12 protein-coding genes are annotated in these 13,621 nt (G+C 70.7%); 6 read left to right on the forward strand and 6 right to left on the reverse strand.

Features of this window, described 5'->3' with window-relative positions; all coding sequences use genetic code 11:
• Window positions 1–10: 10 nt before the first annotated feature.
• From ABZT93_RS02890 to ABZT93_RS02900, 3 genes are all read right to left on the reverse strand, one after another.
• Window positions 11–1,075 carry a substrate-binding domain-containing protein gene (locus tag ABZT93_RS02890; RefSeq protein WP_356097858.1) on the reverse strand — a complete coding sequence of 355 codons (1,065 nt, stop codon included), beginning with the start codon at window positions 1,073–1,075 and terminating at the stop codon, window positions 11–13.
• A gap of 511 nt (window positions 1,076–1,586) precedes the next feature.
• Window positions 1,587–2,009 carry a hypothetical protein gene (locus ABZT93_RS02895; RefSeq protein WP_356097861.1) on the reverse strand — a complete coding sequence of 141 codons (423 nt, stop codon included), beginning with the start codon at window positions 2,007–2,009 and terminating at the stop codon, window positions 1,587–1,589.
• A gap of 82 nt (window positions 2,010–2,091) precedes the next feature.
• Complete coding sequence (locus ABZT93_RS02900) at window positions 2,092–3,303, reverse strand: pyridoxal phosphate-dependent aminotransferase (protein WP_356097864.1); 1,212 nt, start codon at window positions 3,301–3,303, stop codon at window positions 2,092–2,094.
• Between the two features lie 392 nt (window positions 3,304–3,695).
• On the opposite strand from ABZT93_RS02900, the gene ABZT93_RS02905 reads away from it, so the two are divergent.
• The gene (locus ABZT93_RS02905) at window positions 3,696–4,091 is read left to right on the forward strand and encodes a hypothetical protein (protein ID WP_356097867.1); all 396 of its coding nucleotides are present in this window, start codon (window positions 3,696–3,698) and stop codon (window positions 4,089–4,091) included.
• Window positions 4,092–4,293: 202 nt separating this feature from the next.
• Window positions 4,294–5,226, forward strand: a complete 933-nt coding sequence (locus ABZT93_RS02910; RefSeq protein WP_356097870.1) for a serine protease — start codon at window positions 4,294–4,296, stop codon at window positions 5,224–5,226.
• Between the two features lie 58 nt (window positions 5,227–5,284).
• Here ABZT93_RS02910 and ABZT93_RS02915 read toward each other — a convergent pair whose 3' ends face one another.
• Window positions 5,285–6,895: a D-aminoacylase gene (locus ABZT93_RS02915; RefSeq protein WP_356097873.1), complete on the reverse strand. Its 1,611-nt coding sequence runs from the start codon at window positions 6,893–6,895 to the stop codon at window positions 5,285–5,287.
• Between the two features lie 20 nt (window positions 6,896–6,915).
• Window positions 6,916–8,190 carry an amino acid deaminase gene (locus tag ABZT93_RS02920; RefSeq protein WP_356097876.1) on the reverse strand — a complete coding sequence of 425 codons (1,275 nt, stop codon included), beginning with the start codon at window positions 8,188–8,190 and terminating at the stop codon, window positions 6,916–6,918.
• Between the two features lie 128 nt (window positions 8,191–8,318).
• On the opposite strand from ABZT93_RS02920, the gene ABZT93_RS02925 reads away from it, so the two are divergent.
• The 4 genes from ABZT93_RS02925 (at window position 8,319) to ABZT93_RS02940 (ending at window position 12,159) form a co-directional block, all read left to right on the forward strand.
• Window positions 8,319–9,410 carry a sugar kinase gene (locus ABZT93_RS02925; protein WP_356098459.1) on the forward strand — a complete coding sequence of 364 codons (1,092 nt, stop codon included), beginning with the start codon at window positions 8,319–8,321 and terminating at the stop codon, window positions 9,408–9,410.
• The gene (locus ABZT93_RS02930) at window positions 9,407–10,168 is read left to right on the forward strand and encodes an IclR family transcriptional regulator (protein WP_356097879.1); all 762 of its coding nucleotides are present in this window, start codon (window positions 9,407–9,409) and stop codon (window positions 10,166–10,168) included. The genes ABZT93_RS02925 and ABZT93_RS02930 overlap by 4 nt, the downstream gene beginning before the upstream one ends.
• The gene (locus tag ABZT93_RS02935) at window positions 10,165–10,575 is read left to right on the forward strand and encodes a RidA family protein (protein WP_356097883.1); all 411 of its coding nucleotides are present in this window, start codon (window positions 10,165–10,167) and stop codon (window positions 10,573–10,575) included. Before ABZT93_RS02930 ends, ABZT93_RS02935 begins: the two co-directional genes overlap by 4 nt.
• A gap of 105 nt (window positions 10,576–10,680) precedes the next feature.
• On the forward strand, window positions 10,681–12,159 hold the full coding sequence (locus ABZT93_RS02940; protein WP_356097886.1) for a gluconate:H+ symporter: 1,479 nt from the start codon (window positions 10,681–10,683) through the stop codon (window positions 12,157–12,159).
• A gap of 57 nt (window positions 12,160–12,216) precedes the next feature.
• Here ABZT93_RS02940 and ABZT93_RS02945 read toward each other — a convergent pair whose 3' ends face one another.
• Window positions 12,217–13,446 (reverse strand): RNA-guided endonuclease TnpB family protein, encoded by a 1,230-nt coding sequence (locus tag ABZT93_RS02945; RefSeq protein ID WP_356097889.1) that lies wholly within the window; start codon window positions 13,444–13,446, stop codon window positions 12,217–12,219.
• Between the last annotated feature and the right edge of the window lie 175 nt (window positions 13,447–13,621).

Raw genomic sequence — 13,621 nt, forward strand, 5'->3', positions numbered from 1 at the left:
GTGTCCCCCGTTATCCGCGCGCCCGTCGCGCCAGCTCGTGCAGCACCGCGGAGGTGGGCACGGGCGCCTGGCGGACGCCGGTCAGTTCCTGCTTGAGATAGGTGGTGGCCGAGGCGAACTCGGTGGCCTCGCCCTGCGGCCGGAAGCCGTGCCGGACCTCCAGCTTCCGCAACCGCGGGTCGCTGGAGAGGAGTTCGGCGAGGGCCCGGCCGTCGTCGGTCAGCGGTACGACCGTGTGGTCGCTGTTGACCGTGGTGTCCGGGTAGAGGACGACCAGGTCGTCGGGGTGCTGCCCGTCCGCGAGGAGCGAGGCGACCTGGGACTCGTAGACCAGGACGAGCGGGTTGCCGGCGCCGCTGACGAAGTCCCGGAAGGCCGCGTCGGTGCTGGACTGCTGGGCGCCCTGCACGCTGACCAGCTTGTGCAGCAGGGGAGTCGTCCTCCTGACGTCGGCGTCGCTCGCGACGACCTTGCCGCCGTTCGCCACGTAGGAGGCGTCGGCGAGGTAGAGGGCGCCGGAGTTGGAGGTCTCCGGGTCGGTGCTGGAGAGGTAGAGGGTGCCGGTCAACTCCCCGTACTTGTCGGCGCCCTTGAGCTGCTGCCAGGTGCGGTCATCGTGGGCCGCGTCGAGGAACGCGGCCATCCTGAGCGTGCCGCGGTGCTCGGCGTCCAGCGTGGCCAGGCCGTTGCTCGCGAGGACCCCGGCGGCGCTCTTGTGCGCCACGACGACGAGGGGCGAGTAGAAGGGGCGGGGGAGGGTCCCCCGCACCCGGTACTTCGCGGCGAGTTCTGTGGCCGGCGCCTGGCTGGACGGGAAGGCGAAGTCGTACCCCTTGAGGTCCAGGCCTTCCATGGCCCAGGACCCGGAGGTCTCGGCCTTCACGGTGTAGCCCTTGGCGGCGAGGGCCTTCACCACATCGGGATCGGCGAAGAACTCGGCCTTCTCCGATCCGATCACTCCTTGCACGGTCTTCGTTGCCGTGCCCTTGTCGTCCGCTTCCCGGCCCGCTACGACGGCTGCCACCACGCCGCCGATCAGCAGGACCGCGAGGACGATCCCTACGATTCGTCTCACGCCGGGGAGCGTGCTCGCGGAACCCAACATTCCCCGCCGAAAAGGATGAACGGGAGGTGTAGTACCGGTCCCGGATCAACACGGCCCTCTGCAAGGGGCGCGGGGAACGGCGCGACCAGCCACAACGCACCCGCACCCGCCGGACGACACGAAGCGCTACGGCGAGGTGGCTGAACGGCGGGCGCGGTACCGGCCCCGGATCACGAAGACCCCTGCAAGGGGCGCGGGGAACGGCGCGACCAGCCACAACGCACCCGCACCCGCCGGACGACACGAAGCGCTACGGGGAGGTGGCTGAACGGCGGGCGCGGTACCGGTCCCGGATCAACACGGCCCCCTGCAAGGGGCGCGGGGAACGGCGCGACCAGCCACGACGCACCCGCACCCGCAAGATCACACAAGCCCCTACGGCGACCAGGCGCCCCGGCTCAAGCCAACGCAGTGCATGGCACCCGGTCCGCACGTCGCTGTGGGTGCGCGCGGACCGGGGCCGTTCAGGGAGCCGTCAGGCTCAGTGGGTGGCGAGTTCGCGGGGCTCCAGGGCCGCCGCGTGGGAGTCCATCCGCTCCGCCGCCAGGATCGCCGCCGCCGTGTCCGGGCGGGACGCCGCCACGAGCAGCGCGCGCCCGGCCACCGCGTGGGCGCGGCGGTGCAGGTCGGTGAGGTCCGGTGCTGAGGTGACCGAGGTCAGCGACGCGCGGGCCGGTGCGCCGCCGCCGCGCAGCCGGGCCACCTGCTGGGCGAGCCGCTCGGCCGCGGTGTCCAGGTCGGTGGACGGGGCCAGTGCGCGCAGCTCGTCCGTGACGGCGAGCAGGGCGGCGAGATGGCCCGCGAGCTGGATGTCCAGCTCTTCCTCGCGGGAGCGGTGGGGGAAGTCGGTGGGGGCGTCGGCCATCGTGGAGTGGACCGACTTGGTGCGGATCGGCTCGTACATGGGATGGCCTCCTGTGCTGTCAGGAAACCATCCTAGCTTAGATCCCGTCTAAGTTCAGCGAGCTGAACGCCGGATCCGCGACCTACGGCTGCCCGTACCCGTCCAGGAAGTTCCCGATCCGCCCCACGGCGTCCCGCAGGTCCCCGACCGTCGGCAGGGTGACCACCCGGAAGTGGTCGGGCTCGGGCCAGTTGAAGCCGGAGCCCTGGACGACCATGATCTTCTCCTGGCGCAGCAGGTCCAGGACCATCCGCCGGTCGTCCTTGATCTTGAAGACCTTGGGGTCGAGCCGCGGGAAGAGGTACAGCGCCCCCTTCGGCTTCACGCAGCTCACGCCGGGGATCTGGGTCAGCAGTTCGTACGCCACGTCCCGCTGCTCGACGAGCCGGCCGCCCGGCAGCACCAGGTCCTTGATCGACTGCCGTCCGCTGAGCGCGGCGACCACCCCGTGCTGCCCCGGCATGTTCGCGCACAGGCGCATGTTGGCCAGGATGGTCAGGCCCTCGATGTAGGAGTCGGCGTGCGCGCGGGGGCCGGAGATCGCCATCCAGCCCACCCGGTACCCGGCCACCCGGTACGCCTTCGACATGCCGTTGAAGGTGAGGGTGAGCAGATCCGGGGCGATCGACGCCGTCGGGGTGTGCGTGGCACCGTCATAGAGGATCTTGTCGTAGATCTCGTCCGAGCAGACCAGCAGGTTGTGCCGGCGGGCGATGTCGGTCAGGCCCTTGAGCATGGTCTCGTCGTACACCGCGCCCGTGGGGTTGTTGGGGTTGATGATGACGAGCGCCTTGGTGCGGTCGGTGACCTTCCGTTCCACGTCCGCGAGGTCGGGCATCCAGTCCGCCTGCTCGTCGCAGCGGTAGTGCACGGCCGTACCGCCGGACAGCGACACGGCGGCCGTCCACAGCGGGTAGTCGGGGGCCGGTACGAGGACCTCGTCGCCGTCGTCGAGCAGACCCTGCATCGCCATCACGATCAGCTCGGAGACGCCGTTGCCGATGAAGACGTGCTCGACGTCGGTCTCGATGCCGATGGTCTGGTTGTGCATGACGACGGCCCGGCGCGCGGCGAGCAGTCCCTTCGCGTCGCCGTATCCATGGGCCGTCGAGACGTTCCGGAGGACGTCCTCCAGGATCTCCGGCGGAGCCTCGAACCCGAAGGCGGCGGGGTTGCCCGTGTTCAGCTTGAGGATGCGGTGCCCGGCCGCTTCCAGGCGCATCGCCTCCTCGAGAACCGGGCCCCGGATCTCGTAACAGACATTGGCGAGCTTGGTCGACTGGATCACCTGCATGTCTGGGAGCTTACGGCCCGGTAACGGTGGGCGGGTCGTGTTTTCCGCCACTTGAGACGCGGCGGTTTGGGTGGTTATCGCCGGCAGCTGTCCCAGCCGCCTCATCCGTCCCTAGAATCCGTCGCCATGTCGAGGCCAGTCGAATACGAGTCCGGGGCGCCGAACGTCTATCAGCCGCAGCCCACGGCGGCCCCGGCGTACGAGGAGTACCCGGACCCGCCGCCGCGCACGGCTGGCAGACCGCGTACGACGCGACGGCCGAGCTCCCCCGGGTGGGGCCCGCGGGTCCGGAGTCCGGCGACCGGGGGCCGGGCGGGCCGGACTCCGTCGGCCGGGCCGCCCGGCGACGGGCCGCCCGCGGCGAAGGCGGTCGGCGCTCGCGCCGGGTGGTCGTGGCCGTCGGGGCCGTGGGGGCCGTGGGGGCGGCGGCGCTGATCGCGGGGCTGTCCCTGTCGGGCTCCTCCTCCGAGTCCCGGCAGGATCCGGCCGGCGGTGCCACCTCGGCCTCCGCACGGACGGGCGACGCCACGGACCCGGCCTCCGCCACCCATCCGGCGGCCCCGGGTGCGACGGCTTCCGGTGGGTCGGCGACCGGCGCCGGCGCATTGGGCGCGAGCCCCTCCGCGGACGCGTCCGGGGACCCGCGGACGAGCGAGAGCCCGTCGGCCCGGGCCTCCTCCAGCACCTCGCCCACTCCTTCGGCGAGCTCCACCACGGCCGGCGCCGACGGTCCGGGGAACTCCGGTGGGAAGGGACGCGGACAGGGCGCCACGAAAAAGCCCAAGTAGCCGTAGGACTGGGTAAGTTGATCTCGTCCAACGGGCAGCGGAGGGTCCGTGCTGTCCCGGATGTGGAGGTGTCGCCCGTCGAGAGGCGCGGGCTCGGCACAGCTTCTTGCCCAAGTGACCACCCTTCTTCACAATGTCCATGACAAACTCACGGGCGGCCGGAAGATTTCCGGTCGCCCAAGTCGCAAGAGGGGACCCCCACATGAGAAAGCCTCTCGTCGCCGCGCTCAGCGCCCTGGCCCTGGCCGGGATAGGCGCGGCACCCGCGGTCGCCGCCGAGCCCGCCGCCTCCGGCGTCGGCAAGAGCGTCCACACGAACACCCCCGCCTCCGTGATCAACGACGTGGTCACGTCCGCCGCCGCGACCCTGTCGCAGGTCACGTCACCGTCACCGGGGCTCAAGGCCGTGTCCCTCGCCGGGACCGTCTCGCTCAGCAACTGCTCCGGCTCGGTCATCCGGTTCCCGAACTCCCTGGACACCGACCCGGCGCTGGTGCTCAGCAACGGGCACTGCCTCACCACCGGCTTCCCCGAGCCGGGCGAGGTCCTCACCAACCAGGCGTCCAGCCGCACCTTCGGGCTGCTCAACTCCTCCGGCACCAAGGTCGCGACCCTGCGCGCCAGCAAGCTCGCCTACGGGACGATGACCGACACGGACGTCTCGATCTACCAGCTCACCAGCACATACGCGTCGATCAAGAGCTCGTACGGCATCTCCGCGCTCACCGTGCAGGACACGCACCCGACCGCCGGGACCGCCATCACGGTGGCCTCCGGCTACTGGAAGCGGCTCTACAGCTGCAACATCGACGGGTTCGTATACCGCCTGAAGGAGGGCGACTGGACCTGGAAGGACTCGGTCCGCTACACCTCCGCCTGCCAGACCATCGGCGGCACCTCGGGCTCGCCCGTCATCGACCAGTCCACCGGCAAGGTCGTCGCCGTCAACAACACCGGCAACGAGGACGGTGAGCGCTGCACGGAGAACAACCCGTGCGAGGTCGACGCGAATGGCAACGTCACCGTCCGCGAGGGCATCAACTACGCCGAGGAGATCTACAACATCCCGGCCTGCTTCACGACCGGCAACCAGCTCAACCTGAACGCGAGCACCTGCACCCTGCCCAAGCCGTAAGGCCCCGTCGGTAAGGCGCGACCAGTAAAGCGCGACCAGCAAGGCACGAGCCGTTCCGTCACATGGGACTGTGACGGACCGCTCTGCCGGCCAGTACGTCCGTGCGGCTCCCGTCCTCGATCACGAACCTGCCGTCGACCAGGACGTGCGGGATGCCGGTCGGCAGCCTGCGCGGGTCGTCGAAGGTCGAACCCGGGGCCACCGTCTCCGGGTCGAAGAGGACCAGGTCCGCGCGGTACCCCTCCTTGACCAGACCGCGGTCGGGCAGCCGCAGCCGGGACGCCGGGCGCGAGGTGAGATGCGCGACGCACTCCTCCAGGGACAGGACGCCCAACTCCCGCACATACGTGCCGAGATAGCGTGGGAACGTGCCGTACGCCCGCGGATGCGGCTTGGCGCCCTGAAGGATGCCGTCGGAGCCGCCGGTGTGCACCGGGTGCCGCATGATCCGGCGGACGTTCTCCTCGTGGCCGACGTGCTGGAGGATCGACGGGGCCAGCCGGTCGGCGAGCAGGAGTCCGCGGGCCGTCGTCCAGGGGCTCTCGCCACGCAGCCGGGCCGACTCCGCGACCGTACGGCCGACGAAGTCCGCGAGGGCCGCGTCGCCGACGCCCGAGATCTCGACGGTGTCCCACTCGACCGGCACGCCGTGGCAGCCGTCCGCCCCGACGACCTCCAGGTGGTGCCGGATCCGTTCGGCGGTGTCGTCGTCCGCCAGCCGCTTCAGCACCGCCTCCGGACCGCCCTCGCTCGCCCAGCTCGGCAGCAGGGCCGCGAGGGTCGTGGCGCCCGGCGTGTAGGGGTAGGTGTCCAGGCTGATGTCGGCGCCCGCGGCCAGCGCCTCGTCCAGGACGGCGAGCAGCTCAGGTGCCCGGCCCTTGTTCACGCCGAAGTTCATGGTGGCGTGGGCGAGGTGGAGGGCGCAGCCGGCCTCCCGGGCCAGGGCGATCATCTCCTCGTACGCCTCGAGCGCGCCCGCCCCGTACGAACGGTGGTGCGGGCAGTAGTAGCCGCCGTGCCGGGCCACCACCCGGCACAGCTCGGTCAGTTCGGCGTCCTCGGCGTACATGCCGGGGGTGTAGGTCAGCCCCGAGGACATGCCGAGCGCGCCCTGTTCCATCCCTTCGGCCACCAACTCGCGCATGCGGTCGAGTTCCCGGGGAGTCGCCCCGCGGTCCTCCCAGCCGACGACGAGCGCGCGGACCGTGCCCTGGGGGATCAGATAGGCCGCGTTGACGGCGATCCCGCGGTCGAGGCGGTCCAGGTACTCGCCGACCGACCGCCAGTCGAAGTCGATGTCGTCGCCGTGGCCGTTCCACCCGGCGATGGCCCGGCGGACCTCCTCCAGCGTGCGGTCGTCGACCGGGGCGTACGACAGCCCGTCCTGGCCCAGCACTTCGAGCGTGACGCCCTGCGCGGCCTTGGCGCTGTGGTCGGGATCGCGCAGCAGGGCGAGGTCGCTGTGGGCGTGCATGTCGATGAAGCCGGGGGCCAGGACGAGCCCCTCGGTGTCCAGCTCCCGGCGTGCGGTGGGCCGTTGGCATCCGGCGTCGGCGGCCTCCTTGACGATCGACACGATCCGGCCGCCGTCCACGACCACGTCGGCGCGGTACGAGGGGGCGCCGCTGCCGTCGACCACGTCCGCGTCCCGGATGACGAGCTCCTCCATCGCCGGGCTCCCTTCGGGTCTCAGAAGAACGTGCGGATGTATTCGACGACCGTCCCGTCGGCCTCCGCCACCGGGATCAGCTGCCACTTGTCGAAGGACGTGCACGGGTGGGAGAGGCCGAGGCCCAGCCAGTCGCCGACCTCCAGATCGGTGCCAGGCGCCGTGGCCAGCCAGGCGTGCTGGTCGGAGAGCGAGGTCACCTCGATGCCGGTGGCCGGGCGCTCGGTGTCGCCCCGGCGGACCACCTGGGGGAAGGGGAGGTCGAGGTCGTGGGCCGCGTCCCGCTTGCCCGCGTTGGCGAAGGCCTGGTCGGGGGAGGGGCGGGAGACGATCTGCGTCCACAGGCGGAACGCCGGCTCCAGCGCGCCCTCCTCGGGGATCCGGTTGAAGGGGGTCACCTTGCGGTAGTGGCCGTCGTCGTGCGAGACGTAGGCACCGGAGCGGAGCAACTTCAGGACCGGGCGGGACAGTTCGGGGATCTCGGCGAAGACGTCGGCGACCGCGTCGAACCAGGCGCTGCCTCCGGCGCTGACCACGATCTCGTCGAGCCCTTCCGCCGCGAACCGTCCCGCCTTGTCGAAGTCGGCGGCCAGGGCGACGAGTCGGCGCAGCCAGGCGTGCACACGCTCCGGGTCCGCTCCGGGAACCTCGCCCTCGTATCCGGCGACGCCGACGAGCCGCAGCGTCCCGGTGGCCGCGACCGCGTCGGCGACCGCCGCGCACTCCGCCTCGGTACGGACACCGGTGCGGGCGCCCTCACCGGCGGCGAGCTCGACGACGACGTCCAGGGGGCGGGCGGCGCCGGTCAGGGCGGCGTCCATCAGCTCCACGCCGCGTACGGAGTCGACGTAGCAGACGAAACGGAAGCCGGGGTCGGCCGCCAGCTCACCGGCGACCCACTTCAGCGCCGCCGGGTCCACCAGTTCGTTCGCGAGGAAGACCCGCCGCACGCCGTACGCCCGCGCGACCCGCACCTGGTGGGGTACGGCCAGCGTGATGCCCCACGCGCCGTGCTCGATCTGACGCCGGAAGAGCTGGGGGGCCATGGTCGTCTTGCCGTGCGGCGCGAAGGCGAGGCCGTGGCGGGTGGCGTATGTCTCCATGAGCGCGAGGTTGTGCGCCAGGCGCTCGGCGGAGAGGGCGAGCACGGGGGTCGTGAAGCCGTCGGTGAAGAGGTTCCGGCGCTGGGAGGTCAACTCGGCGACGGTCAGGCCGTCCGCGTCCGGGGGGAGCCCCTTGAAGCGGTGGTCGACGCGGTCCTCCGCGAGGCGGGCGAGCGCTTCGGTACCGGACAAGGGGCCTCCCTGAAGGTGCGTTGCAGTGTGTGCAACGTCCATTGCGTATGTCGCTGACTGCTGTCTAACATCCACGCCAACGCCGGGTCAATGAAGGAGTCAGGACCATCGTGCATGCCCCCGACGCCATGGACGTCGTCGCGCTCGGCGAGTCCATGGTCACGTTCCTGCCCAGCCGGCCCGGGCGTCTCGCCGACGTGCCGTCCTTCGACCGGGCGATCGGCGGGGCGGAGTCGAACGTGGCGTGCGGGTTGGCTGCCGCCGGCTTCGCGGTGCGGTGGGTCAGCCGGGTCGGCGCCGACGGGTTCGGGGATCACCTGGTCGAGACGGTCGGGGGGTACGGGGTCGATGTCTCGGCCGTGGGCCGTGATGCTTCACGGCCCACGGGGGTGTACTTCCGTACGGCGGGGGACCGGGCCACGGACGCGCATGAAGTGGCGTACTACCGGGCCGGGTCGGCGGCTTCGGCGATGTCGGTCGAGAACGTGGACCTCTCGGCGGTGCGGGCGGGGCGGGTGCTGCACCTCTCCGGGATCACGGCCGCCTTGTCGGACACGTGTCTGTCCTTGCTGCGCGAGCTGACGGCTCCTGGCGCGGATCGGCCGCTCGTGTCGTTCGACGTCAATCACCGGGCCGGGCTGTGGCGTGACGCGGATGATCCGCGGGTGCTGCTGGAACTGGCCCGGGGGGCCGACATCGTGTTCGTGGGGGAGGACGAGGCCGAGGAGGCGTGGGAGGTGACGGGGGGTCCTGCCGCGATTCGGGCGGTGCTGCCTGACCCTTCGGTGCTGGTGGTGAAGCAAGGAGGCAAGGGGGCTACGGCATTCGTTTCGGATGCGGCCGAGTGGGGGCCGGTCGCGCCCCGCGGCGGAGCCGCTCATCGATGCAGCCCCGCGCCCCTGGGCAGGTCCCAGTCGCCGTCGAGCATTTTCGTTCCCGCCCTCGCCGTGGACGTCGTAGCCACCACCGGCGCCGGTGACGCCTTCGCCGCCGGGTTTCTCTCCGCGACCCTGCGCGAACTCCCCCTCCGGGACTGCCTCCGGCACGGGCACCTCTGGGCCGCCGCCGCCCTCACCACCCCCGGCGACCTCGCCGCACCCCCTGCCCGCGCACACGCCGACCGCCTCGCCGCCGCCGGAGACGACACGTGGGGGACACTTCGACTCGGCCCCGGCTGGACGCAAGCCGACACGGCCCCGGAGGAGGTACGCACCCCATGAGCCAGACCGTCGACCGCGCACTGAGCATCCTGCCGCTGCTCGCCGAGGGCCCCGCCGACCTCGGCCAGGTCGCCGAGCGCCTCGGCGTCCACAAGTCCACCGCGCTGCGACTTCTGCGCACCCTCCACGAACACGGCATGGTCTTCCGGCAGTCCGACCAGCGCTACCGCCTCGGCGCCCGCCTCATCGCCCTCGCCCAGGAGGCGATGGAGAACCTCGACATCCGCGAGATCGCCCACCCCCACCTCGTCCGGCTGAACGAGCAGTGCGGTCACACCGTCCACCTCGCCGTCTACGAGGAGGACGAGGTGCTCTACATCGACAAGGTCGAGAGCCGCTACCCCGTGCGCATGTACTCGCGGATCGGCAAACCGGTCGCCATCACCGTAGCGGCGGTCGCGAAGCTGCTGCTCGCCGATCTCCCCGAGGCCGAGCGGCACGCCCTCGCGGACAAGCTCGAATACCCCCTGTACACGGCCCGTTCGACACCCAACGCCCCCGCGTTCCTGAAGGAGTTGGAACGGGTGCGCGAACAGGGCTGGGCCACCGACCTCGGTGGCCACGAGGAGTCCATCAACTGCGTCGCGGCCCCCGTCCGGGGCGCCGACGGCAGGGTCGTCGCCGCGATGTCGGTGTCCGCGCCCAACGTCGTCGTCACCGCCGAGGAACTCCTCACCCTCCTCCCACAGGTCCGCCGTACGGCCGACGCCATCAGCGGCGAGTACTCGGGCAGAACAACAGCTAAGGAATCCGTATGACGGACAAGATCGCGCTCACCCCGAGCACCCACACCACGCCGCCCGCGAAGTTCTCCCACGGCGTGCGGAAGGGCAACATCCTCCAGGTGGCCGGGCAGGTCGGCTTCCTGCCGGCCGAGGAGGGCAAGCCTCCGACGCCCGCCGGTCCCACCCTGCGCGAGCAGACCCTCCAGACTCTCGCCAACGTCAAGGCGATCCTGGAGGAGGGCGGTGCCTCCTGGGACGACGTGATGATGATCCGCGTCTATCTGACGGACGTGGACCACTTCGCCGAGATGAACTCGATCTACAACAGCTACTTCGAGGAGCAGGGCCTCACCGCGCCCCCGGCCGCCCGCACGACCGTCTACGTCGGTCTGCCCGCCGGGCTCCTCATCGAGATCGACGCGCTCGCCGTTCTCGGCTGACGCCCCCTCAACTCCCGCACGCCGTACACGGCACGGCCCCTCACCGGACGCCGTGCCGCGATCCCCCCTGCCCGAAAGCCGGATGTACTTACCCAGAGGACCCCCATGTCGTCCTATCCGCTCGCCGCCACCGCCCCCGAGGCCCCACCCCACACCGGTGGCCTGCTCCTCCTCATCGACGGCACCGCGGGTCTGCTGACCGTGGCCGCCATCGGTATCGCCCTGCTGCTCTTCCTGATCATCAAGGCGAGACTCCAGCCCTTCGTCGCCCTGCTCGGCGTCTCCATAGCCGTCGGCCTGCTCGCGGGTCTCTCGGTCACCGAACTCTTCGGCACGGTCCAGCGCTCGGACGCCGTGTCCACCATCGAGTCCGGGATGGGCGGCATCCTCGGCCACGTCGCGATCATCATCGGCCTCGGCACCATGCTCGGCGCGATCCTCGAAGTCAGCGGCGGCGCCGAGGTGTTGGCGTCCCGGCTGCTGAACCTCTTCGGGGAGAAGCGGGCGCCCCTCGCCATGGGCCTCACCGGCCTGATCTTCGGCATCCCGGTCTTCTTCGACGTCGGCATCTTCGTGCTCGCGCCGATCGTGTACGCGGCGGCCAAGCGCAGCGGCAAGTCGATCCTGCTCTACTGTCTGCCGCTGCTGGCGGGCCTCTCCATGACCCACGCCTTCCTGCCCCCGCACCCCGGCCCGGTCGCCGCCGCGGGTCTGCTCCACGTGGACCTCGGCTGGGTGATCCTCATGGGCATCGTCTGCGGCATCCCCGCGGTGCTGGCCGCGTGGGCGTACTCCGCGTGGGTCGGCCGCCGCATCTTCGTCGCCGTACCGCAGGACATGGTCGAGGCGGCCGCGGAGGCCAGGCAGGCGGTGATCGAGGAGCAGCGGGCGCAGGGTGTCGCGCCCCGTGAGGACCCCGTCCCCCTCGGTACGGTCCTCGGCATCATCGGTACGCCCCTGGTCCTGATCCTCGCCGCCACCTTCTCCTCGATCGCGCTCGACCCCTCCACGGGCCGCTCGGTGATCGAGTTCTTCGGCAGCCCCTTCGTGGCGCTGACCATCGCGCTGGTCCTCGCGTACTACCTGCTCGGCATCCGCCGCGGCTGGTCCCGCAAGTCCCTGGAGACGGTGTCGACCGCGTCCCTCAAGCCGGTCGGCAACATCCTGCTCGTGGTCGGCGCGGGCGGGGTCTTCGGCGCGGTCCTGAAGGCCAGCGGGGTCGCCCAGGCTCTCTCGGACACCTTCAACGACGTCGGCCTGCCGGTGCTCGTGCTGTCGTACCTGATCTCGGTGGTCCTGCGGGTGGCCCAGGGCTCGGCGACGGTCGCGATCGTGACGACGGCGGGCATCGTGGCGCCCCTGCTGACGGAGGGTCACCACTCGCAGGCCTTCGTCGCACTCGTCATCATGGCGATCTCGGCCGGTTCCATCTTCGCCTCGCACGTCAACGACGGGGGCTTCTGGATGGTGGCCAAGTACTTCGGCATCAGCGAACGCGACACCCTGAAGACGTGGACCGTGCTGGAGACGGTGCTGTCGGTGGCGGGGTTCGTGGTGGCCGCCGTACTGAGTGTCTTCGTTTGACCTGCTCCTCGGGCTGGAGCCCGGGGATTCTGGCCGTCCTCACCCGAACCTGAGCCGCTACGAGGCACAGGTTCGGGTGAGGGTTCCGTGGCTTCCTGTTTCTTCGCGCTGCGCCAGAACGGGTTCTGGTCTCACCGGCACTCCGCAGGCCGATGCCGCCAGTCCGGCGGCCTGTTTGACGTTGATCGCGGCATTGTGGTCGCGGTCGTGGAGGGTCTTGCAGGCGGAGCAGGTCCATTCCCGTACGTGCAGGGGTTTGGGCCCGTCGCGGTGGCCGCAGGTGGAGCACGTCTGGCTGGTGGGCTCGAACCGGCCGATCTTGACGAAGGTCCGCCCATACCGCTGCGCCTTGTACTGCAGCATGGCCACGAACTGTGCCCAGCCCGCGTCGTGCACGCTCTTGGCCAGCCGGGTGCGTGCGAGTCCGGATACCGCCAGGTCCTCCACCGCGACCGCTTGGTTGTCGCGGATCAACTGGGTGGAGAGTTGGTGGTGGAACTCCTTGCGCGCGTCCGCCACGCCCGTGTGGGCGCGGGCGACCTTCAGCCGGGCTTTGGCCCGGTTCTTCGATCCCTTCTGCTTGCGGGACAGTTCCCGCTGGGCCTTCTTCAGCTTCTTCTCCGCGCGGCGCAGAAACCGCGGGGAGCTGATTTTCGTGCCGCCGGAGAGGACCGCGAAGTGGGTGAGCCCCAGGTCGATGCCGAGGGCGCTGCCCGGCTCCGGCTCATTCCAGCGCGCCTGGTCCGTTGCGGAGTCGGTGTCGATGACGAACGAGGCGAAATACCTGCCCGCCGAGTCCAGGATCACCGTCACGCTGGAGGGCGCGGCGGGCAGGGCCCGCGACCACTTGACCCTCACGGCACCGATCTTCGGCAGAGCCAACCGCCCACCGCTGGTGATCTTCCAGCAGGCGTTGGCGGTGAACCGGATCGACTGCCGGGTGTCCTTACGCGACTTGAAACGCGGTGCACCCACCCGCTTCCCCTTGCGCTCCCCTTTGAGGGAGGCGAAGAAGTTCCGGTACGCGGCTTCCACATCCCGCAAAGCCTGCTGCAGCACCACCGAGGAGACCTCGCCCAGCCAGCAGCGCTCGACCGTGTGCCGGGCCTGGGTGATCAGCCGTTTCGACAGCTCGGCCGCTTTCGGGAACGGCAGGCCTGCAGTGCGGGCGTCCTCCCGTGCCCGTACCGCATCGTTGAACACCACCCGCGCGCACCCGAACGCCCTGGCCAACGCGGTGCGTTGACCGGGCTCCGGGTACAGGCGGAAGGCGTACCGAAGCTGCATTCGGTGATCGTACGAACACACACCACTCGATGTCGCCGGGAACAACCGTTCCCCGCCTCACCCCTGTGACCACAGTGTCCGGCTCCGCCGGAACGACGCCGCGACGCCCGGCGCCGCGGTCACGGGATCCGCTTCACCTCCGGGCTGGAGCCCGATGCATTGCAAATGAAACTCG

Origin of the sequence: Streptomyces sp. NPDC005303 (genome assembly GCF_040607335.1) — a bacterium.
GTDB lineage: Bacteria > Actinomycetota > Actinomycetes > Streptomycetales > Streptomycetaceae > Streptomyces.

Coding starts and splice junctions, on each gene's coding strand:
- ABZT93_RS02895 (WP_356097861.1), bottom strand. CDS start 2,009: ATGTACGAGCCGATCCGCACCAAGTCGGTCCACTCCACGATGGCCGAC.
- ABZT93_RS02900 (WP_356097864.1), bottom strand. CDS start 3,303: ATGCAGGTGATCCAGTCGACCAAGCTCGCCAATGTCTGTTACGAGATC.
- ABZT93_RS02945 (WP_356097889.1), bottom strand. CDS start 13,446: ATGCAGCTTCGGTACGCCTTCCGCCTGTACCCGGAGCCCGGTCAACGC.
- ABZT93_RS02915 (WP_356097873.1), bottom strand. CDS start 6,895: ATGGAGGAGCTCGTCATCCGGGACGCGGACGTGGTCGACGGCAGCGGC.
- ABZT93_RS02940 (WP_356097886.1), top strand. CDS start 10,681: ATGTCGTCCTATCCGCTCGCCGCCACCGCCCCCGAGGCCCCACCCCAC.
- ABZT93_RS02935 (WP_356097883.1), top strand. CDS start 10,165: ATGACGGACAAGATCGCGCTCACCCCGAGCACCCACACCACGCCGCCC.
- ABZT93_RS02930 (WP_356097879.1), top strand. CDS start 9,407: ATGAGCCAGACCGTCGACCGCGCACTGAGCATCCTGCCGCTGCTCGCC.
- ABZT93_RS02925 (WP_356098459.1), top strand. CDS start 8,319: ATGGACGTCGTCGCGCTCGGCGAGTCCATGGTCACGTTCCTGCCCAGC.
- ABZT93_RS02910 (WP_356097870.1), top strand. CDS start 4,294: ATGAGAAAGCCTCTCGTCGCCGCGCTCAGCGCCCTGGCCCTGGCCGGG.